Raw genomic sequence first — 19697 nt, 5'->3', positions numbered from 1 at the left:
TTTTAAATCTCACGTTAGTCCAATAAAATCAATAACTTACAGTCATTTGGTGACAACTAAACAGCATACCTGTGACAGTTACGACTCAGTAACTATGCTGCCTTCTGGAACCCCTCTAATGCCTCTAATCCGTCCTCTAAAGCACGGGGTGCTAGATGCATATAACGCTGGGTAACCATGATGCTTGAATGACCCATCCAGTTCATTATAAATGTGGCGTTCTTGCCAGCCTGAGCCAACCTACTGGCACATGTATGGCGAAGCATATGGACACAAAACTGGTCATCATCATTCATATTCATGTGATCCTCTAACCCATCCCAAAGCTTCCGGAGTTGGTTATCAGACATGCCCTGAAACAGGGTCACATTACCCCTTGCTTTACGCTTCTCGAGGATGGCTCGAACACGTCTAGTCAACGGGACACTTCTTGCCTTGCCGGACTTGGTAGTGCCAGCATGGAGTACTGCATAGCTGCTCTCACAATCAGCAATCTTCAAGCTTAGGATCTCATTCCTACGGAAACCAGTATCAATGGCAACCTGAATCAAATCAGCTAAGTTTTCGAGACCACGAACTTCACAATATTGGAGTGCACTTTGCTCTTCTTCAGGAGTCATGAAGCGAATGCGGTGTTCTGATTCTCTTCGTCTAGGAATCCTTGGAGTATTACCAACCAGACCCTGCTCTTCCGCATACTTCAACATCACGGACATAGTGGACATCTTCCGGTTAATCGTACCGCCTGAATTGCCTTGATCAATGAAGTGTTGTGTGAGGTTCCTAAGTTTTTCTGAAGTCACCTGAGATACAGGTAAGTCTTCACCTAAGAAATCAATACACATCTGAGCATTTGCTTGGAGCTTCTCATCAGATCTACTGTTAGACCATATGGCTTTCGCAGTGAGGATCTTAAGGAGGCTTAGGGTGGTCTCGCCTGTACTGCTGGTGGACTGCTGGGTAGCCCCAAGTCTTTTAACGATAACTTCTAATTCAAACTTCTTTGCTTCTGCTTCACTATTAAAGCTTTCTCGGATCCTATCTTTACCAGATCCGATACTCACGACCCACTTCTTACCTCGTAGGTTAATTGGCATATCAAAGTCCCTCGATTAAGCCCTCAACTAAAGATTTACCAGCAGGTGTGAGGACGATCACCTTCTGTCTACGATCTACTGGGTTGTCATATGCATGAATCAATGACACTCCAGCGTTCTGGCGATACTTAGGGATAAACATAAGGTTCGCCATGTAACGAGAAGCAGTACCCATCAATAAGCCACATTGGGCTGTTATATCTCTGAGTGAACTACCTTCGTTTTTTGCTACAGCTAGGAAGAATTTGATTTGCCCTAATGGCATTTCAGAATCTAGCTCACTAATTTTGCGAACGATCTCTTCAACTTTATTGATCTTTACCCGATCTTTGGTGCTGATGGTATTCATCAGATGCTTCTCCTTGCTTCGTTAAATTGCATACAAAATAGACATTCAGGAACCATATCTCTGTCCCGAACCTATCCCTGACTATCAGGGGTTTTAGCTGGAAACTATCTATGAATTGAAAATAAAATGGGACATTTATCCTTATCATGCTTACCTTTCGTGAGTGTACAACAATAGATCACGGAGTAAAGACTATCTTCTCCGTGTGGGAATTCTTAGATCCGTAACTAAGTACTGTATGGATATACAGCTACTATAACTTAAAATTATTACAACGAATATGGTGTTAGCCCTAAGGCAAACAGGTTCAGCTATCCGTCTATGGGGATAGGGAAAAAATCAAAAAAAATTTTCGGTTTTTTGTCCGAAATATGTCACATTTTTGCAGATAAAACCCTTAAAAATCAAGGGCTTATATCAATACAATGATGGAGCATTGGGGAGCCTGAAAGGCTGATTGTTTTCGGGCTTGTTAATGTTCAGCTCATAGAACGGGACGACCTGAGGAGCCACCTGAGGAACCCCATTAGGCACGGCTGGATAATTGCTAGAACTCCCTACCGCTCTGCCCGTGGCATCGTAATAAGTAGTCCCTGACCCGTAATTAGTGGAGCTCCCTATAGGTCTTCCGTTTGCATCATAGTAGGTCTTTGCCGTTGACTGCTGGGCAACTGCTGGGAGGCTTAGAGCCACCCCTAAGGCTAGTGCGTAAAGCTTCATAAATCCCCCTTTAAAAGGTTTTAAGGTAATTCCTCTAGCCCCCTCTTACGAAGAGGCTATGAGATTGCCCTATTTACTGCGCTGGTAGTCCCTTTGGTGCTTCTGCTGCTGCTTATCCCACTTCTTAACGCTAAAGAAAAGCCACCCTATGCAACCAAATACAGAGAACCAAAAGGAATACATGAATAACATTAAAAAGGCTTGCTTCATGCTGTCCCCTCGTTTAGTAGCTTGGCGATATTGTCCCCGCCTACAGATCTAAACCAACCATACCCGTGCCATTGTCTGCGACCATTCCAGCCATTAGTAAACTCGAACCTGAGCCAATTCTCCCCCCAATTAAGGTGGATATCAATTGCCCCCTGCTTGATGGCTTCCTTGACCTTTTTAAGGATTATCGCTTGGCTTGGGCGTTTGCCCTTGTAATTGTGTTTGTAAAAGGTGCTCATGCTACTGCCTCCCATTCTCTTTTAAATTCTTCCAGCGTTATGTAATCGCTCCAGTTTGTGAGATTGTTTTCAACTCTGTAAGCTGTAACGCTCTTGTGGCATTCCTCTTCATAAAACTGAATCGTCCAGTTTTTAAGATTCCAAGTGAACTGCCCACTATTACTGGTGAGCTCCTCTTCTATCTCATCGCAAAAGTTTGACCTAAGAATTTCTACCGCTCTTTTTAAATGGCTGATTGTGCTCATGCTGTTACCTCTTTTAATAAAAATTTATAGGCTGAATTTTCAAATTCTGAAAAGTCTTTTTTAGACACTTCAATAACATCATCAGGATCCAAAAGATCCGAGACAATCAAACCTGTATCACTTAAGGAATATTTTTTCTCTGTATCGGTAATAAACATTACGCAACCTCCTGCAATTTGATAGTGGAATACTTCAAGGCATCTACAACAAAACCGCTAGTGTCCTTACGGGCTCTTCCCTTGGCATACAGGGCAACAACAACCCCCTGCGGATCTAAAAATCTTAGGTCTGATTCATCCCCGTTAATTACTTGCATCCCCTCGAAATATTCGGGGATCTCTTCGGCTGTTTTGAATACCACCGCCATGCGCTTGCCTGAATTAATGGCTTGCCTGTTGTATTTCTTAAAGGTGTCCGCACCGCTAAAACTAAAAGTCAAATCGTAGTTACTTGGAATGTCTTTTCTATTTGCAATCTTGGTGTAATCCATGAATTGAACTTCAGGGAACATTTCAAAGATATTTACAACCCGTCTCTTGTTGTTCATAAATTCAAATTCAAAAGACTCACACTCCCACCGAATATCACTTGTGCCATTCAGGCGAACTACTGGGATCAAATTAAGCTTGTCTGCTTTGCGGATTAGCTTCTCAATGTCTCGCACTAAGTCAAGCATGAATGACTGCTTGTCCTGCAAGTAATAATGAGTCTTGTTGAGTCTTGCTTTCTGCACACTATTGAATTGCCCTCTCCCTGCCATGTTCAAGCAACCGAACTTGCACCCTGCTTTTTCTGCCATAGAGCACAAATTAACCCCGCTTAAATCTGCTGGGGATAGGTAGAGGATCCCTGTTAGGTATCCGTACTTCTCGCCCTTGATTGTCTTAGCATCTACCCCAACGGATAGAAGGCTAGAAGGACGATAAAAATTAACTACTGGGCTATTGTCGTGTGACATATAAAACTCCATTCTGTGATTGTCAAAGGTTACTAATTGGAAACTACTTAAATAAAATCAGAGCCGAAAAAGGCAATAATTGAAGCGACTACAAAACCGAAAATAATTGTTGTGATCATTCTGTATCCCCTGAAAAAATAATGCGTGTATAGGCTTGGTCAAAGTGCTTACGTTTAAAGGCTTTGCACTCTGCTTGTGAGCCAGTGAATAAAACTATATGGCGTGTAATCTCGATTACCTTGTAAATGCTCATGCTGTCACCCCTAACAATTCAAGGGTTACAAGGTCAACGGCTCGCATTGATGTACCGCCAATGTGCCAGTCTGTATTGTCTTTAGCATCTATGCCATGCTCTTCACCGCAATAAGCTTTAGAGCACTTCCAGTCGTAAATAGTGGCGTATGTTCCATCTTCAAACATTAGCGACCATTCGCAAGATACTTTGTATCCGTCCCCGTTGCTCTCAGGCTCCCCAAAGGCTTGCACTAGTGACTCGTAATCCGTCTCTATGCAATCTTGAAGCCATGACATACCAACGCCCTGCACTTGTATTGATTTCATTTTGGAATCTCCATAAATTAAATTGATCAGTATTGATCCCCTAGAACCCTTATAAATAAAGGCTCTAGAAGAAAATACTAAAAACATAAAATTGGGTTTTTGCCCTGCTTTTATGTGTACAAATCTAATTTTTAAATAGCGGGATCAGGTGCATTACGTGATCGGATAAGTGAAACAATACCACAATACTTACTGACTGGAAACTATTTACACAAAATATTTTTATGGGCGTGTTGTCCTGGTGGTGATGAGTTAAGCCATACGGCATCTAGGCTAGATCCTTTAGGGAAACTTTAGGAGGGCTTTAAGAGTGACTTTAGGACGGCTTCAGGATTACTCAATGGTTACTGATTGGTAACTCATAGGAGGCTCTAGGAGCTCTCCCCTAAGTGTTGGCTGTATAGGTATTCTGAGAGGATTTAAGGGGCTCTCAATGGGCTCTAGAGTGTCCCTGAAGGATCCTGAACGGCTTCCGCTTCTGCACTCTGTAAAAAAAGCAACTGATCACCATATGAGGCTTTAACGCCCATAAAATTATCAGTAGTAAATCGCCCTGCAACCCATATAAATGCTGGGTTTAGCTCCCTCGGTAGATATTTAATCTCCCGCTTAGGTCAATAAAATCAATGACTTAGCCCAACTTCTGTGGAAATTCTGTCACCAAATCAAAAATTCAAGTTTTTTTCGAAGGCCGTGGGGGGTTTTTTCGTAGCTAAATTTGTCGAGTCTTCACACAAATTTTTTCTACAAAATATTTTGCAAACAATGAGAAACAGCCTATAAGCTGTATTGTCAAGTTACAGGCTAGGGATTGTAAAGTTTGACTTAAGACAACTAATAGCGTGTTGAGTTTTAATCTACTGTATAGAGCTTCGACACCCTATTCTTTTCTAAACCCCTAAGGGGAACCACTAGTTATCCCTGTAGACTCTTCGTCTGCGAGTACTGGGTCTTTCGTACATAACTAGTGGGTGCTACTTAAAGGTATCTTTCTGAATAGGTAGATATCACCTATAGGTATAAAACATCTCTGGGTGAGCTTGGACTTCTAGACAGCCAATGTTGAACTGCATACGCCAGAAGGCTTGAGATGTATTGTTAATTCTTTAAGGGGTAATGGTGGTCGTGGTATCGCTAAGGATATTGATCAGCATCATTAAGAGTCCCTATAGTTAAACTTAAGTTATCTATAAGATATCTATAAGATACTCTCTCAGGGATCTCTCCCTATATCTCACCCCTATAGTCGTAGGTAATTAAAACTCCTTGATTCCATTGACTATTTTTATTGGTTAAATACAGAGGAATTAGAGTGCCAAGTAGCCTTCCTTCCAGTTGATTTCCCTAGAGCATTCTTTAAGAATCCCTTGAGTTCCTTATCGAGTGCTGCTGATTTCAACTGAGTGACTGCCTTGTTATTGTCTCTAGCCATTGCTTCAGTCCAATAGGCTACTGCTATTGCTAGTGCATCTAATCTATCGTCATGGATCAGGGCTCCCCTATCTCTAGTGAGCCTAGTCATCTGGTAGAACAGAGAGTACTTAGGATCCTTAGCGGTATCAAAGTCTTTCTGTATGAGCTTCTGGTCGACTATGAGTCTATGAGTGGACATTACGGGCTCCAGAGTGTCTACGATGCGCAGTTCTTTCTGTTGGCTGTGTCTTACCTCTTCTACTGTGCAGGGATAGATACGTCCCAGTACAGGCTTTAGAAGTTGACTGAACATGCCATCACCAAAGTTACTCTCGACTACTATCAGTTTGACTTGGTTTCTCTTAGCGGTATTCGCTAGGGCTTCTAGAGTTTCCTCTGAGTAACCCCCTGAGATACCTCCGGCATCTGTGAGATACAAGTTACCTGTCAACATCTTGACTACGGAGTAACCTGTCTCGTCCTTACCTCGTCCACTAGGGTCGATTGACATCACAGCTCCGGTGTACTCATGCATTTCATCTGAGTGCCACATTGGTCTGTAGTAACGATCACCTGTAAGGGCAACTGTAGGGACATCTGAGATACATAGTTCTGGACTAGTAGCCCAAGCCACCTTCATGTGTGCCATTGTGGGGTTGAGGTTCTGAATAATCAGATCAGCAATCTTGAGTGGGTACTTATTAGAGTCACTTAAGGTTGTATCGAGCATGAACTGCATGGCATAACCAGCCTTGCCGTAGGACATCTTACGTTCCAGTAAGTCTTCCTCACCAAATCGCATTGGGTCTGTAGGTCTACCCACCAGTGTTGGGTCGGCTGAAAGCTTCTTAACGATGTACGGAGCTAATGCGCCCCTGTAAGAGGAAACCTTATCTAGGGCTGGGTACTCAGCAGGCCATACACGCATCGTATAGCCCCTCTCAGGGAGCTGATTGTATAAAGACATCTCGCACTGAGGAGTTCCCAGATAGATGATCCTTGCACTGTCTAGTGGCTTGATGATCGAATCAAATTCTTTGACCAATTCAGATAGCTTATCTCGAGCAACCTGAGTGCTAGAGTTATTTAAAACCTCAATATCGTCTGCCACGATGATGTCTGCACGGGAACCTGTAAGCTGTCCAGTGATGCCGACTGACTTCACTGAGGGGCTGTGGTCAGGCAGAGCACCTCCTACATCAAATGCCAGCATAGAATCTCGTTGACCTTCAGTAGCCTTTAGGTGATTCAAGATTGGCATCTCGTTAATCAGCTTCTTTACAAAGGACGAAAAGGCATCAGCTCGTTCCTTACTGGCAGATACAACTAATATTTTTAGTTGAGCGTTTCGCAATAAATGCCAGCAAACAAAAGCGGAGGTGATCCAGCTTTTACCCACACCTCGGAAAGCTTCATATATTCCACGCTTATCTCCATGCTGGAGTTCATACGCCATGTCATATTGCAGGGGTGTAGGGTCTGGAAGATTTAAGAACTTCCACACAAGGTACATAAACTTGCGAAAGTCTTGCAGTACTGGGTGTAGATCTTTTTCTGCCATTAGCGTTGAGCACCATAGAGGGGAATGACGTTCTCATCCTCAAATTCAGGTAGCCCAGCAAGGTCAGCCAGTGGCGAACCCCGCTTTGCCACAGCATCAATACCGTTATCTTTCAAAAACTGTCTAGCGACTGAAAGGATTGCTGCTGGTGCTGGAACCTTAGCTCCAGTCTCGGGATCGATAGTTCCCTGTAAGTGCTCTGTGAGAACCTTAGCAAGTTGCCCGTGTAGGGAATCCATTGCTTGTTCATCAGCTTTATTTAACATAGTTTTTTCTCTTTAACATACAGTGTGTTAATTTCCCGAACGGGAATAAATGGTCGAAATATTGCCCAAATGAGCAAAATATTCCCGATAGGGAAATTAATTACTGACCAATGCAGGTGAAGTATTCAGCCTGTCTACGTCTGGTTAAACCAATCAGTTGCTTATTGCCAACCTTGTCCCACTTCAGGAGTTCTTTACAGGCTCCTGCGTAGTCCTGAGCGTTTAACTTCTTGACTAATGTTGATCGGCAGAATGCCCCTACGCCCACGTTATAGGTGAACGATAGGTATGCATCAAATTCATATTGGTGTAATGGAACAGTGACACAAGAATTCATTCCTTGGGCGTGTTCATCAGCACTCTCTAGGAGCTTTTTAAGGGCTCTCTCGGGTGTCGTGGTTTGTCCTGCCACTACCCCCTTAGTTTCCCCGTAGCCAAGCGTGGGGATACCTCCTGAGTCCTTGTAGGTGGTACTACGAAATGCTTCGTGTGAAGCTATTCCGACTAACGCAGCAGCACTAATTGCCATCGCTGCGATAGCTTGACGATTCTTCTGTGCCATTAAGTATCCTTCTGCTGCACTAAGCGAGAGAATGATCCCAATAGCAAGCAAAGACCGCTTAGTAAAGTGAATGTATTTCTTGGTAATAAGTCGGCATAGCTGGGTAACACTGTGTCTCCTAGAAAACTGAAGAGTCCAGCTAAAGCCATGAATCTGATTGACCATGCATTCCTAAGTAATTGCCTCCAGTTGTCATGTAGTTTCATTGACTAACCTTCTCTGCCCACTCTTGGAGAGTGATTAGATTGACTGTCGTTACTGCACAGTCCTCAGCGAGCTTGCTGGTAGGAGGTAGATTGTTGGGGGAGTACTCAGCAGCTCCTTGGGAGCTTGAGGCTTTGGACATTCCTGTGCTACTGGCATCTGGGTACAACCGCTGATAAAAACTACGGACAGCAGCAGTCCTCTTAGTGTTGTCATCTTGTGCCTTTTGTGTTGCTTGTTTTAATTGAGTGATGGTTGCCTCATTGATCTTCAGTTGAGCAATAGACTGAGCTTTCACTTCAGCTTTATAGGGTGCGTAGAAGAAATATCTATCGAACCCAAAGCCACTCATGAAGAGTGTGAGAACAACCACCGCATACAGAGCGATGGTGTTCATAGGTTTACTTTATAAAAATACCTTAACGATCTTTTCAAACCCTAAAGTCTGCCAAGCGTATGCCACGATGATGCCAATAGCAATCCACTTGATCTGAGCCAAAGTCTTCTCAATACCCTGTAGGGATTTCTTTAGTGAGTCGGAGATGTCTTGCAGTCGCTTTAAGTCATCTGCATGATCTTCAACTCGAAGTTCGAGCTTAATGACTCGATGTTCTAGTTGTTCCATCATTAACTACCCTTCGGATACTTTGCTTTGACTGCTTGACAATCTGCAATGTACTTATCGATTTGAGCTTGATCTCCCTTTACTACTCCGTCTAGATAGTCGGTGATTGGGGGATATTCAGCAGAGCGTGAGCGTTGGTATTCGGCAGCATCATAGGCAGCTTGAAGTCGCACTAGTTCAGCTTGAATTTGCTCTTCGCTTACTGGGGCTACTGAGGGGTTATGCCACTCAATATCTGAGCCACGAATTGTTACTTGTGCATTTTTTACAAGTGAAAGAATTGCGTCAAGTTTTGTAATCATGGTGTTACCTCAATCAATGTAATCGAGCTTCTAAAGCTAGATCTTTGTGCATAAACATTCTCGTATCCCGTACCTCGCATTTGGGTTTTGTAGGTTACGGGTGAAGTTGTATTGGGTGAATCCAGCAATGTAATGCTTTGGGATGTGTCAGCCCTTTTTTGATTACCAAAACCGATAATTCCTATTTGACAACCTTGCTCTGAAATATTAGTAGCACCCCGCAAAAGTGCAATCCTACACTCAGCCTCATCTCTACCACCGACATTAGACTGTGGAAAGAGTGCTTGAGAGACAATTACCAGAATCTTGTTAGCCGTATTTGTTGGTGTAATAGATGCAGAGAGTCCTGTGTCGACAAAAGAGCTAGATGATGTCCATACTTCGCTTGTAGATGTAGAGTTAACTACTTGAATCACACTCCCACTAGGAGCATTAGCATCAGGCAACACACCAGACACCTGAGAAGGAAGTGAAATCTTCCCACTAGAGTCTGGCAGAAGCCTCGCTAGATTACGAGCGTTACTCATTGTTCACCTCTTCTACTGGGAGTGGTTGATTGCCTTCTGAAAGCCATTGAAGGTAGGATTGGTAGTCGGTGTTTGCTTCATCGAAAGGGATGCAAGCACCATCCGATAAACGAACCACATTGTTTAAAGGGTTGCCCTGTGGGTCTTGTTGTTTTTTATACATAATCATAGCTCCGCTGTTGCAGTCCAGTTCCAACCTACAGGCTCACCTCCGCCATCTCCTGATCCGCCATATTCAATTACACAAAAACTAGCTGAAGATACTTCTTCAAACCCAATATTTGTGATGTCTGTTGCAGCAGGAATATTTCTGACAAGGTTATTGGTGTTACCACCATTAAACCCAGTAATAGTTGGGGCGGCTCTCATCGAAACAATAAATGGAATAAATATACGAGTTCCATAACCGCTAGTTACCTGCGTCCATTTAAGTGTATACATACCACTATTTTGAACAGGGGCTGTAGCTATTGGGAATGACTTTTGGTAGTAACGCTGACACAATACCAACTCAGTACCATACGGACGATATTCAAAAGGTGTAGCTACTGAACCAAGTTCAAGCTGAACATCGCTATACGCAAGAGCAACACCACTACCTTGTGTGGCACTCATACTTAATTGAATTGTCAAACCTACTGCATCTGACGGAACTAAATATGTTGCATATACTTTTTGCCAAGAAGTGTTAGGGGTAACTGTGTTGTATGTAACGGGTGTTTGAACACCTGTAGATGTATTAAGTGAATCTGAACTATTGGAATACAGTAGTGTTACTGACTGAGTACCTGCATAGCTTCCACTATTAACCTTTACATAGTAGCTAACACAAATTGTTTTACCTCTAAGGCTATACACATTTTGATTTTCAATGGCTTGTAAGATATTGACATAAGTACCAGAAGCACCAAATGTAGTCACAAGGCTATAGTTTCCAGATGGGCTATCAGGAGCAGATGATTTTGAAGCTGTCATAGTGCCAGCACCTGAGAGATTAAATCTATCTACGCAAGAGTACCCAAAGGAAGTTGTTGAGGTTGATCGTTGCCATACCCTCATGCAGCCATTGATAATACGATTACGCATACCAACACCAGTAGCACCATACGCAGTTAAATTACTATTAACTGGTTGGAATGCAGCATCAGCCTGTGCTCTCGTATAAGTATCAGACACCAAGAAACTACCAAAGGCATACACCCTTAGTTCATCCCCAGCAACAGCACCAGAAGCAAGCACAATGCTAGAACCAGTAGTCGCTGTGTAATCAGCACCTTGCTTCAGATCAATACCATTTAAGGTAACGAAGAGTGAACCTACTGTGTAAGTCAATGTCTGACTAGCAATATCAACTCCAGAGAATGAAGTCTGACCAGCAGTAGCTGTGTAGTTGAATACTGCGAGTGTTGCTACAGAGGCTGAAGAAGCATCAAGCCAACCAGAAGCTGTGTAAACACGCATCTTGCCTGTGGTTGTATCAAAGTACAAAGCACCGACTAATAGAGAATTACCATCGTTATCTAGGGTTGGAGCAGAAGCTTTCGGACCAAGGTAACGATCATCAAAGTTATCCAACAAAGCAGCAGCAGAGGCAGCACTTGAGGCTGCAGATACTGCAGAGGCAGCAGAGTTAGTTGCGCTTGTAGCAGCTTCAGATGCTTTAGTTGTAGCTGTAGTTGCTTGAGCAGTAGCTGTACCTGCCGATGTTGAGGCAGATGTAGCACTACCAGCAGCAGCAGTAGCTGAACTAGAAGCTTCACTAGCCTTAGTTGTGGCTGTTGATGCAGCACCAGTGGCTGTCGAAGCTGAACTAGCAGCACTTGTTGCTGAACTAGAAGCTTCAGAAGCCTTAGTAGTCGCAGTAGTTGCACTTGCAGCAGCTCCAGAGGCTGAGTTTGCAGCAGCAGTGGCACTACCAGCAGCAGCCGTAGCTGAAGTATTGGCAGAACCAGCAGCAGTACTCGCTGTAGTAGCTGAACTTGCAGCTTCACTTGCCTTAGTGGTCGCAGTAGTTGCCGATGTGGCAGCTTCAGCAGCTTTGTTAGTTGCAGTTGTTGCACTTCCGGCAGCATTCGTTGCCGAAGTAGCAGCAGCACCAGCAGAACTAGAAGCTTCAGCAGCTTTAGTAGTCGCTGTGCTTGCAGATGCAGCAGAGCTAGTAGCACTTGCAGACGAAGCAGCAGCACTTCCAGCAGCAGCAGTCGCTGAAGCACCAGCAGCAGTAGCTTGGTTAGTCGCAATAGACAACTGAGCAGTCATGCCAGTCTCAGACCACTTCTTAGTAGCAACGTCTTGGTCACTTACAGGGTCTGCTACGTTATTAATGCGGTTACCTTGAGCTTCCCAGTTACCACTTGAGTTCAACTTAATGGCTTTGTTAGCTTCATCAATAGACTCTTGGGCAGCATACAAGGAGAACAACGCTAGAGTATCTAGGTCTGCCTCAAGTAACACTGAACCATCCACAAAGTTCACCGGAGTGATGTCTTTAGGAGTTGTTCTTTGAATAAAGATCACTGCACCAAGGGCTGGAGCAGTAGTAATCTTAACTGTGCTGGAGTTCACCCAAGTAAAGGGAGCAGCAACACCGTTAACGGTTACGGAAATATTAGCGGTGCTGAAATATGGGAAGGCAAACGTAAAGTCTGTCTGTGTTCCATTACCGGTATATCGAATATAACTATAAGCCACAGAGGGACTCCTTTAGTTAGGTAAAAAGATCCCCCAAAGTGCGCTTACATGTAGAGGCGTGGGGGATATGTTTGTTTTATTCTTCTTTGGAAGAAACTGGTAAGTCTGAAGAGATATGATTGAGGAGCGTATTAACTCCCATCAGATTATTGAGTGGCATTATTTTGAAGAACGCATTCATATCTGACTTAGTAAATTGCTTCGTGTCATCAAGAGGATTAGTGACAGCTTTCTTACCCAGTGTCACCACGCTATTAACAAGACCAAGCGTTGGGTTAGACATCAAACCAGATAAGTCACTAGTAGTACGACCACCAGCAAATAATGTTGATGCACCGGGGATGAATGTACTAGCAAGGTTAGGAAGCATTGAGGCTGCACCCATACGAGAGAAACCATTGGCAACAATCTTCACAGGATCTAGGCGATCCTCAATGAACTTTGCTCGGTCTTCTTCATTAAGTCCTATAGATTGCTGATACTGTCTTGCGGAATAAACAATAGAACCAAACATGAGACCTTGCATCATTGTGTTAGCTGTAGCAATGTCGGCATGATTTAGAGAGAACATCAGTTGCTTATTCCAAGCCTGCATGGGGAAGTTCATAAACTGAAATACAGTCTTGCCCAGTGTAGATCCCATGATAGGAATCATTGAAGCAAGGTCGTTCTCTTGAATTGCCTTACGGCTTTCACGCATGATGGCAATCATGAACTTATGGTGCATCTCTGGTTCTTCAGCAACAAAGCGATCCCAATCAATTTTATTTGCTGTAGCCTTAATAGAGCCCTCACCTTCTGAGGTAAGAGATTTAAGGACACCTTTAAGCTTGCTAAAGTCATCTTCTGATAGACCTAAGAATGCTAACCGTTCCTTTGTGAGGTAGGCAGCACCACCACGATCTATGCCATTAGCTAAATCGACAAAGCCATTAACTAATGCTGTTGCATGTAGTCGCTTCTGTTGAACCATCCACGGTGTCATGCCTGTGTAGTCAAGAACGCCACCAGCAAATCGTGAAATACCTTCGTCTAGCTTATCTAGCTTTCCTTGCCAAGAACCTTTGCCGTAATGATCAGTCCAACCTGTACGTTCACTAAAGTCCATACGGTTAATGTACTCACCACCCGCACCACCAAAGTAATTCTCTAAGTGATCCAGAAGGTCACTCGGAGCTTTACCTGATTTCATATCACGCATCATGGAATCCAGTTCTGGGATTGCTTTTAGTAAAGCTTTGTAGCCAACTGTTCCAGTCAACTGTGCAGTCTCTGCCATCTGGTTATAGACAGCTCCACTCATTAAACGGATCACGTTAAAGTTACGGAGCATTTCTAATCCCTTACGCACAGGACTAAAGCCTTCCTCTTGGGGAATACTTAAGATGCGATCAAAGGCAAACTGAAGATCCTTAGCAGCATTGGCTAGGTCAGTCTCTTTAAAGCCGTCACCAAACTCACGCTTAACTGAGTCACCAATCAGCTTGTTAATATCTTGTGCTGTATAGACATCAAGGTTCTTAGCCAACGATACAGTTCCAGCTATACGGTTGTTATAGCTTTCAGTAATCTCTAAGGCGTTTGTTTTAACAAAGTCCTTAAGACTCATTCCCTCAATATCAGAACCAACAGCTCCGACATAACGCTCATCAATAGTGTTACGGTGCTTCAAGTTAGCTACGATCTGACCGTTCTCACCTCTGCGTTGTCCTAGTACCTGATCAGCCAATCGTGCAGCATCATCATCGGAAAGTGCTAGGCTATCTTTTAAAGATTCAACTAACGCAGGACGATCTTGTCCACGCAACATATCTGTTAGGTGTTGACTTGATGCTTGATTCTTTGATTGCTCAACTGTCTTGCGATACCACTTAGCAAATCTTTTAGCATCCTCATCAGACACCTCAAGTGCATCACGACCAGACTTATAAGCAGAAGCCCAGAAGGACTCTACTTTTTCAAGACCGTGTTGAGATACCATTGCATCCCACTTATTCGCATCATGGATACGAGGTAAGTAGTACGGATTCTCTTCAAGAGTTCCTGTCTTCGTTGTTGTGCCGTCTAGCAAGGTAACTTCAGTTTCAGTTAAGCCTAACTTAGATCCACCTACAGAACGCTCTGGGTTATTAATGTCTTTAACTCGCTCAGACATGTTCTTACGAACAGCCTCACCAGCTTTAATTACACGAGGATCGTAGTCACGTTCCCAGCCATGTACATATTCCCAGACCTCAGTACCAAACTTTTCAAAAGCCTCACCACGTTGATGAAACTTATAGCCAGATTCCTTGAACCAATCCATAAATGGAATCATGGTTCCCTTACGCAGGGTTGTATTCCAACCACCAGCAAATAAGGTTTTGTCGTCCCACGCATTGGACTTCACTACGGAGTTGTCTTTATAACCTGTAGTTGAGCCAAAGAGTCTTTGAGCTAATGAACGTACCGCAGCAGGTAAACGATTTCTACCTAGGCGGTTCTCAAGCCCTAAGCCAACAGCGAAGGTCTCAGGAATATCAGCAGTCTGTGCAGCAAGAACAGTGTCATCAGTAGCTTTCCCGTCAGGGGCAATTCGATACCCCTCTTTAGGAGCACCAGATACATCCGTCTTACGGGTAATACCACCCGGATCAGTTAAGTCATCTGCAAGTTCTAAGAACTTATGGAATGCAGTTTGACCCTTCTTATCAATACCGAGTAAATCCATTACCTTATCTAAAAAGTCAGACAAGATGTTGGTACGTTTGATGCTGTCAGGCAATTCAATATCTTTTAAGAATTTTTGAAATGATGGATTGGATAGACCTTCAGCTAAGAACTCATAGGCATTGGTCATGCCATAGTGTTGCTTGCTTGTTTGCTTACCAGTAATCTTTTGGACATACTTGTACAAGTCATCAATACCTTTAACGGCTTGATAGGTCTTCTCATCACCAACAATGTTGCGTGAAGCTTGAGAGATACTGCCATCTTTATTTCTGTGGAACAGGCGTTGCTTATATACGGCTGCAACGTGAGAGAGCTCGTGAATAAATGTGTTATCGGTTAAGCCTGTTTGTAATGCTCTACGGTCACCCGGAGTTGGCGTTACGTTGACACGCTTGCCTGTCTTAGGATCAACACCACGGTACTGACCACGAGATACAAAGTACGCATTGTCACCACCAAGTGTTCCTAAAGAGTTCCAAGGGGTAACGATGTGGGCTGCGTGGCTTGAGCCAAGCTTAGAGCCGTTCACATACCACTGAGGTCTCTTGCCAGAACCAATCTCAAAGAACTTAACCTTTGATAGATCGATGCCTTCTAGCATCTTATCCATCCACGCAACCATAGCCTTATTGGGGCTGAATTTCTGCGTGTAGGCGATAAGGGCTTCTAGAGATTGCTTAGGGGGTAACTGCAATACATCAGAACCATTTGAGTCCTTATGGATCGATGGGGTGTTCCACTCATCAGTCCATGTCTGCTTTGTTTCTTTAGGTGGTGGCGGAGCATCACCAGCTTTTGGTGGCTCGTTTACCTTAGGGGGTTCATTGGTCTTTGGAGGAATAAAGTCCCCAGTACCAAAGATCTCATTACGCTTACGCTCTTCCACGAGCATTGTGTACTCATGGGTGAGTTCTGCCTCACGGTATTTCAACTGCTCTGGTGTATATCCCTTAAGCTGGTCTGTCTCAGCGAACATCCGCATCTTGGCATAGTCCTCAGCAGAGGTGTCGTGCAGCCTCTCTAGGCTCCATGCTTGGATATTGCGAAGGTCATTATCAAAGATTGTTCCGGCTTCTCTACGGGCTATTCCTGTGGCTACACGGTGACCTATTTCGCCACCAACACCACCAAGAGCTACGCCCATTAATCCAGCAAAAGCAACATCAGTTAAATCACCACCCGGTCTATTCTTATATGTCAGTGCTTCTACAGCAGCATTGGTCACTGCACCCTCAGCAACACCATAGGAAATACGAGCTGCCCGAGATGCAGCCACAGGGACACCTAGCGTGGGAGCATAGGCAGTCAGGGCAATAAGTCCAAGGTTTGTTGGATCTAGAAGACCCCCAACAAGACGACCAGCTCCAGCACCAATACCAGCCTCTTCATACTTAGCTTCTGTTTGTTGGAACTCTAAAGCACGTTGGCGAAGCTTCTCAGCATGAAACTCTGAGGTGGCGTTATCCACCACAAATGCCCAGTTCTTCTCGTTCAGACCCTCAGTGTATTTTTTAGATAACTCAGGTGTCCATCTAAAGTCTGGGCGTTCAATGAAGTCACCCACCTGTGCTGCGTACCAGTTAGTAGCAGTGTTGTCGTTCTTCAGGCTGGTCATCAAACCAGTGCCAAAGTCCGTTAACGGAGTAGGAGGAAGCATGTCCTTCTGAAGCTCAGTGCGAACACGCTCAGATGGCGTTGCGCCACCCTTCTGGAATCCAGAGTCGTTATAGTCACGACCCGGCTCTACAGGAGGAGCACCATTAATACCTAACTGAGCACTTGCCCACTCCCATGATTTCTTAGGTTGTTTATATTTGCTTGATGGGAAGGATGCCCATACCCCACCAAGCTTATTAATGGCAACACCAAAATCTCCTTTAGCGACATCTTCATATGCACCGTTGTCTTTGATAAGACCTACTGCTGCCCTATCTTGGTTAACAGCACCGAAGTCTGTAAGACCATGCTTTCTAGATTGCTCATCCCAAGTACTGCCAATGAACTGGTAACGACCAGCAGCGTTGCTAGAACCATCCGCAGTTGTCACTGTAGATTGTTTTGGGTGTTGATCTAATTGAGCAATCTGTGTGTTACCAACCTGTGTGTGGTAACCGTACTTATCAGTGCCTTCTGCCTTACTAATGAAATCTAGAAACTTGCGTACATTGGGGTTACCAATTTCTGCATCTGATATTGCCATTATTTATCCTTTAATTAGCTCCTTTAGTCGAATAGTCTTTTAAAGGAGTTGCGGGTGTTGCCCAAGATGAGCCTTGTTTGATCTGCTCTTTAGCCCACGCACGAAGTTCGTTAATAGGCTTAGTCTCAAGACCTGCTTGGTACAGCTTGCGATAACCTGAAGGAGATGCAAGGTACTGGTCTACTGGGGTTAGCTTTAATGCACGACCACCCATGTAGGTGTCGTTCAGAGCCATATCAAGCTCTTTACGTTTTGGCTCGAGAGTCTTATCAAACTTATAGTTCTCAAAGTCACGATTCATCCAGTCTGTAACCTGATCCTTTGTAAGGATGAGGGGCATGCCATTAGGTTTTGTGATGAGTTGGTTCTTAGCCATGAAGGTAAAGTTGTTGCCATCTTTACTTACAGACATCTGTACTTCATCGGGGGAGAATTTCTGAGCCACAGCAACCTCTGTCCCAACTTCTGAGATCAGGCGTTTAATCTGAGTTACAGAACCACCTATGACTTGGGGGGTATCTTTTGTTGTAGGAACTGAGCGCAGATATACCAGAGATCCATTCACGTTGACTATATTCTTCTGAACATACTCACCAAGTGAATCCAAAGTGGTTTTGTCACTAGCACCCGCAGCAATCATCACTTCCGCAGACCTCTTAACATCAGCACGGATATTACTAATGTTGCCTGTAATTTCATCAGCACCAAACAGTCTTCCAAACCAGCTAGGGTTTAAATCAGAGACAACCTTATCAACCGCCTTAGTGATCTTATCGTTGCCATTAATATAAGTAGGATTGTTTCTGGCTTGTGCTACTGTTAAAGCTGCACCATTAAGATCTAATCCCATAGTCTGCTTTAGCAGTTCAATATCCTCTAAAGTCTTAGCTCCCTCTGATCCAGCAAGCTTAGTTGCATAGGCAGGATCAACCGCCTTGGCTACTAAATAGGCATCGAAAGACTTTTGGAAGTTAGCGTTAAGTTCACCAGCAGGTTTACCCGGCTCGTTATAAGTAATCGAATTGAGGTTGTTTAGACCTGCCTGAATTACGTTCTTGGTTTCCTTATCCTCAACACCGTTCAGATTGAAAGTCTCGATACGACCAGCTAAGGACATACCTTTAGTCTTCTCTGAAATAGCACTGTAGACAGCGTTAGTAGTTGGTTGTAGTCCCTGAGTACCATCTGGATTAATCTTGTCCATATTCTCAGGTACTTCAAAAGCCCTATTCTGAGATACAAGATCAGCAATCTTCTTGTTGTTAGCCATGACTGACTGCTCAGACATATCTTTAAAGTACTGAACCTGAGCACGATTAGCATTCGTAGCACCAATCGAGTTAGCGGTGTACTCCATACCAGCAACCTCTTTGCCACCGTCTTTACCACTTAAAGCCATACGAACTGTAAGCCCGTTATCTAGCTTGGTGTTAAATAAAGCGTTGAGGTTTGTTACGTTTCCTGATTTAGCAATCTCATAGGCTGCGCCCTGCAATACTTTCTTACGGGCTTCTTCATTTAGAAGAGCTCCGCTTGGTAGTGTTGCTTTCTTATAGGCAGCCAAGAAGTTATTGCTAAGTTGCTCTGGAGATTGCTCTCCGGCAATAGCGATGCGGATTGCTTCAGAAGCTGTAGAGATACCAAACTCGACCTGCTTGTTAGCTAAGGTCTCAAAGTTCTTATCAATTGCGTGTTTCTTAAATCTATTCCAATGAGTATCAAATCCAGCAATACCATATGCATCTGCATCCCCTAAGGCATTCTTACGTTGCTCTAAGAGATAATCCTCAAGCTTCTGATTGCCGGACTTCCACTGTAAGTTAGGTTGCCCAGTAGCTGGATCTATCTTAGCGGTGTCTGCATCATCATTGAAGTTGAGCTCACCAGTAGTAATCTTCATGATCGTCTCACGTTGAAGATTAGAAGCAATATTAGCGTAGTGAGTATTCTTTAAGACTGCGTTGTATACAGGGGAGATGGTTGAGTGAAGCTCACCAGATTTAATCTTGGCAGCCAGCTCATCTGTAGTCATAGAGTTAGCTGTATTCTGAGCATCCTCTACTACGTTAGCCTTAGCCATTCTATTGAGGTTATTAAAACCATCAAAGTTTGCACCAAGCTGTTTTGCCAACTGGTAGGATTTTGAATCGTTTACGTCATTGCGAACAATAGTGTCTTGCAAGTTAGGACTGGCAGTAACACGAACTAGCTCGGCTGCTGGGTTATACCCAACATTTGCTCTATCGATTGCCATA

The 19697-nt window shown here is 43.9% G+C and carries 18 protein-coding genes; all 18 read right to left on the bottom strand.

The annotated features are described in order from the left end of the window. Positions 1-92: 92 nt before the first annotated feature. Positions 93-1097, bottom strand: a complete 1005-nt coding sequence (locus tag ICN14_RS09935) for a site-specific integrase (protein ID WP_216226320.1) — start codon at positions 1095-1097, stop codon at positions 93-95. A 1-nt stretch (position 1098) separates the two neighbouring features. Next, positions 1099-1446 carry a MarR family winged helix-turn-helix transcriptional regulator gene (locus tag ICN14_RS09930; protein WP_216226319.1) on the bottom strand — a complete coding sequence of 116 codons (348 nt, stop codon included), beginning with the start codon at positions 1444-1446 and terminating at the stop codon, positions 1099-1101. A gap of 1165 nt (positions 1447-2611) precedes the next feature. Further along, on the bottom strand, positions 2612-2860 hold the full coding sequence (locus ICN14_RS09925; protein ID WP_216226318.1) for a hypothetical protein: 249 nt from the start codon (positions 2858-2860) through the stop codon (positions 2612-2614). Beyond that, positions 2857-3018 carry a hypothetical protein gene (locus ICN14_RS09920; protein WP_216226317.1) on the bottom strand — a complete coding sequence of 54 codons (162 nt, stop codon included), beginning with the start codon at positions 3016-3018 and terminating at the stop codon, positions 2857-2859. Before ICN14_RS09920 ends, ICN14_RS09925 begins: the two co-directional genes overlap by 4 nt. Continuing rightward, positions 3018-3818 (bottom strand): hypothetical protein, encoded by an 801-nt coding sequence (locus tag ICN14_RS09915; protein ID WP_216226316.1) that lies wholly within the window; start codon positions 3816-3818, stop codon positions 3018-3020. The genes ICN14_RS09920 and ICN14_RS09915 overlap by 1 nt, the downstream gene beginning before the upstream one ends. Before the next feature lie 115 nt (positions 3819-3933). Further along, positions 3934-4071, bottom strand: coding sequence for a hypothetical protein (locus ICN14_RS09910; protein WP_216226315.1), 138 nt, complete (start codon positions 4069-4071; stop codon positions 3934-3936). Next, positions 4068-4379, bottom strand: a complete 312-nt coding sequence (locus ICN14_RS09905) for a hypothetical protein (RefSeq protein ID WP_216226314.1) — start codon at positions 4377-4379, stop codon at positions 4068-4070. Before ICN14_RS09905 ends, ICN14_RS09910 begins: the two co-directional genes overlap by 4 nt. Positions 4380-5664: 1285 nt before the next feature. After that, complete coding sequence (terL, locus tag ICN14_RS09900) at positions 5665-7353, bottom strand: phage terminase large subunit (RefSeq protein ID WP_216226313.1); 1689 nt, start codon at positions 7351-7353, stop codon at positions 5665-5667. Continuing rightward, complete coding sequence (locus tag ICN14_RS09895; RefSeq protein ID WP_216226312.1) at positions 7353-7619, bottom strand: hypothetical protein; 267 nt, start codon at positions 7617-7619, stop codon at positions 7353-7355. Before ICN14_RS09895 ends, terL begins: the two co-directional genes overlap by 1 nt. 100 nt (positions 7620-7719) lie before the next feature. Further along, complete coding sequence (locus ICN14_RS09890; RefSeq protein ID WP_216226311.1) at positions 7720-8181, bottom strand: lysozyme; 462 nt, start codon at positions 8179-8181, stop codon at positions 7720-7722. Between the two features lie 202 nt (positions 8182-8383). Further along, positions 8384-8782 (bottom strand): hypothetical protein, encoded by a 399-nt coding sequence (locus tag ICN14_RS09885; RefSeq protein ID WP_216226310.1) that lies wholly within the window; start codon positions 8780-8782, stop codon positions 8384-8386. Positions 8783-8791: 9 nt separating this feature from the next. Then, on the bottom strand, positions 8792-9013 hold the full coding sequence (locus ICN14_RS09880) for a hypothetical protein (protein ID WP_216226309.1): 222 nt from the start codon (positions 9011-9013) through the stop codon (positions 8792-8794). Further along, complete coding sequence (locus ICN14_RS09875; RefSeq protein ID WP_216226308.1) at positions 9013-9312, bottom strand: hypothetical protein; 300 nt, start codon at positions 9310-9312, stop codon at positions 9013-9015. Before ICN14_RS09875 ends, ICN14_RS09880 begins: the two co-directional genes overlap by 1 nt. Beyond that, a complete protein-coding gene (locus ICN14_RS09870) occupies positions 9309-9839 on the bottom strand; it encodes a hypothetical protein (protein WP_216226307.1) in 531 nt (176 codons plus the stop codon). Before ICN14_RS09870 ends, ICN14_RS09875 begins: the two co-directional genes overlap by 4 nt. Next, positions 9832-10002, bottom strand: a complete 171-nt coding sequence (locus tag ICN14_RS09865) for a hypothetical protein (protein WP_216226306.1) — start codon at positions 10000-10002, stop codon at positions 9832-9834. The genes ICN14_RS09870 and ICN14_RS09865 overlap by 8 nt, the downstream gene beginning before the upstream one ends. Positions 10003-10004: 2 nt before the next feature. Continuing rightward, the gene (locus tag ICN14_RS09860; protein ID WP_216226305.1) at positions 10005-12530 is read right to left on the bottom strand and encodes a phage tail fiber protein; all 2526 of its coding nucleotides are present in this window, start codon (positions 12528-12530) and stop codon (positions 10005-10007) included. Between the two features lie 76 nt (positions 12531-12606). Then, positions 12607-17442: a hypothetical protein gene (locus ICN14_RS09855; RefSeq protein ID WP_216226304.1), complete on the bottom strand. Its 4836-nt coding sequence runs from the start codon at positions 17440-17442 to the stop codon at positions 12607-12609. A gap of 10 nt (positions 17443-17452) precedes the next feature. After that, complete coding sequence (locus tag ICN14_RS09850) at positions 17453-19696, bottom strand: hypothetical protein (RefSeq protein ID WP_216226303.1); 2244 nt, start codon at positions 19694-19696, stop codon at positions 17453-17455. Position 19697 lies beyond the last annotated feature (1 nt).

Origin of the sequence: Polynucleobacter sp. MG-27-Goln-C1 (assembly GCF_018881905.1) — a bacterium.
In the GTDB taxonomy this organism is placed as follows: domain Bacteria; phylum Pseudomonadota; class Gammaproteobacteria; order Burkholderiales; family Burkholderiaceae; genus Polynucleobacter.
The sequence above is the reverse complement of the archived record's forward strand: the minus strand, read 5'-3'. Positions and strand labels throughout refer to the sequence as shown.

Coding starts and splice junctions, on each gene's coding strand:
- ICN14_RS09875 (WP_216226308.1), bottom strand. CDS start 9,312: ATGATTACAAAACTTGACGCAATTCTTTCACTTGTAAAAAATGCACAA.
- terL (WP_216226313.1), bottom strand. CDS start 7,353: ATGGCAGAAAAAGATCTACACCCAGTACTGCAAGACTTTCGCAAGTTT.
- ICN14_RS09910 (WP_216226315.1), bottom strand. CDS start 4,071: ATGAGCATTTACAAGGTAATCGAGATTACACGCCATATAGTTTTATTC.
- ICN14_RS09855 (WP_216226304.1), bottom strand. CDS start 17,442: ATGGCAATATCAGATGCAGAAATTGGTAACCCCAATGTACGCAAGTTT.
- ICN14_RS09870 (WP_216226307.1), bottom strand. CDS start 9,839: ATGAGTAACGCTCGTAATCTAGCGAGGCTTCTGCCAGACTCTAGTGGG.
- ICN14_RS09895 (WP_216226312.1), bottom strand. CDS start 7,619: ATGTTAAATAAAGCTGATGAACAAGCAATGGATTCCCTACACGGGCAA.
- ICN14_RS09905 (WP_216226314.1), bottom strand. CDS start 4,379: ATGAAATCAATACAAGTGCAGGGCGTTGGTATGTCATGGCTTCAAGAT.
- ICN14_RS09885 (WP_216226310.1), bottom strand. CDS start 8,782: ATGAACACCATCGCTCTGTATGCGGTGGTTGTTCTCACACTCTTCATG.
- ICN14_RS09920 (WP_216226317.1), bottom strand. CDS start 3,018: ATGTTTATTACCGATACAGAGAAAAAATATTCCTTAAGTGATACAGGT.
- ICN14_RS09915 (WP_216226316.1), bottom strand. CDS start 3,818: ATGTCACACGACAATAGCCCAGTAGTTAATTTTTATCGTCCTTCTAGC.
- ICN14_RS09850 (WP_216226303.1), bottom strand. CDS start 19,696: ATGGCAATCGATAGAGCAAATGTTGGGTATAACCCAGCAGCCGAGCTA.
- ICN14_RS09935 (WP_216226320.1), bottom strand. CDS start 1,097: ATGCCAATTAACCTACGAGGTAAGAAGTGGGTCGTGAGTATCGGATCT.
- ICN14_RS09925 (WP_216226318.1), bottom strand. CDS start 2,860: ATGAGCACAATCAGCCATTTAAAAAGAGCGGTAGAAATTCTTAGGTCA.
- ICN14_RS09880 (WP_216226309.1), bottom strand. CDS start 9,013: ATGATGGAACAACTAGAACATCGAGTCATTAAGCTCGAACTTCGAGTT.
- ICN14_RS09890 (WP_216226311.1), bottom strand. CDS start 8,181: ATGGCACAGAAGAATCGTCAAGCTATCGCAGCGATGGCAATTAGTGCT.
- ICN14_RS09930 (WP_216226319.1), bottom strand. CDS start 1,446: ATGAATACCATCAGCACCAAAGATCGGGTAAAGATCAATAAAGTTGAA.
- ICN14_RS09865 (WP_216226306.1), bottom strand. CDS start 10,002: ATGTATAAAAAACAACAAGACCCACAGGGCAACCCTTTAAACAATGTG.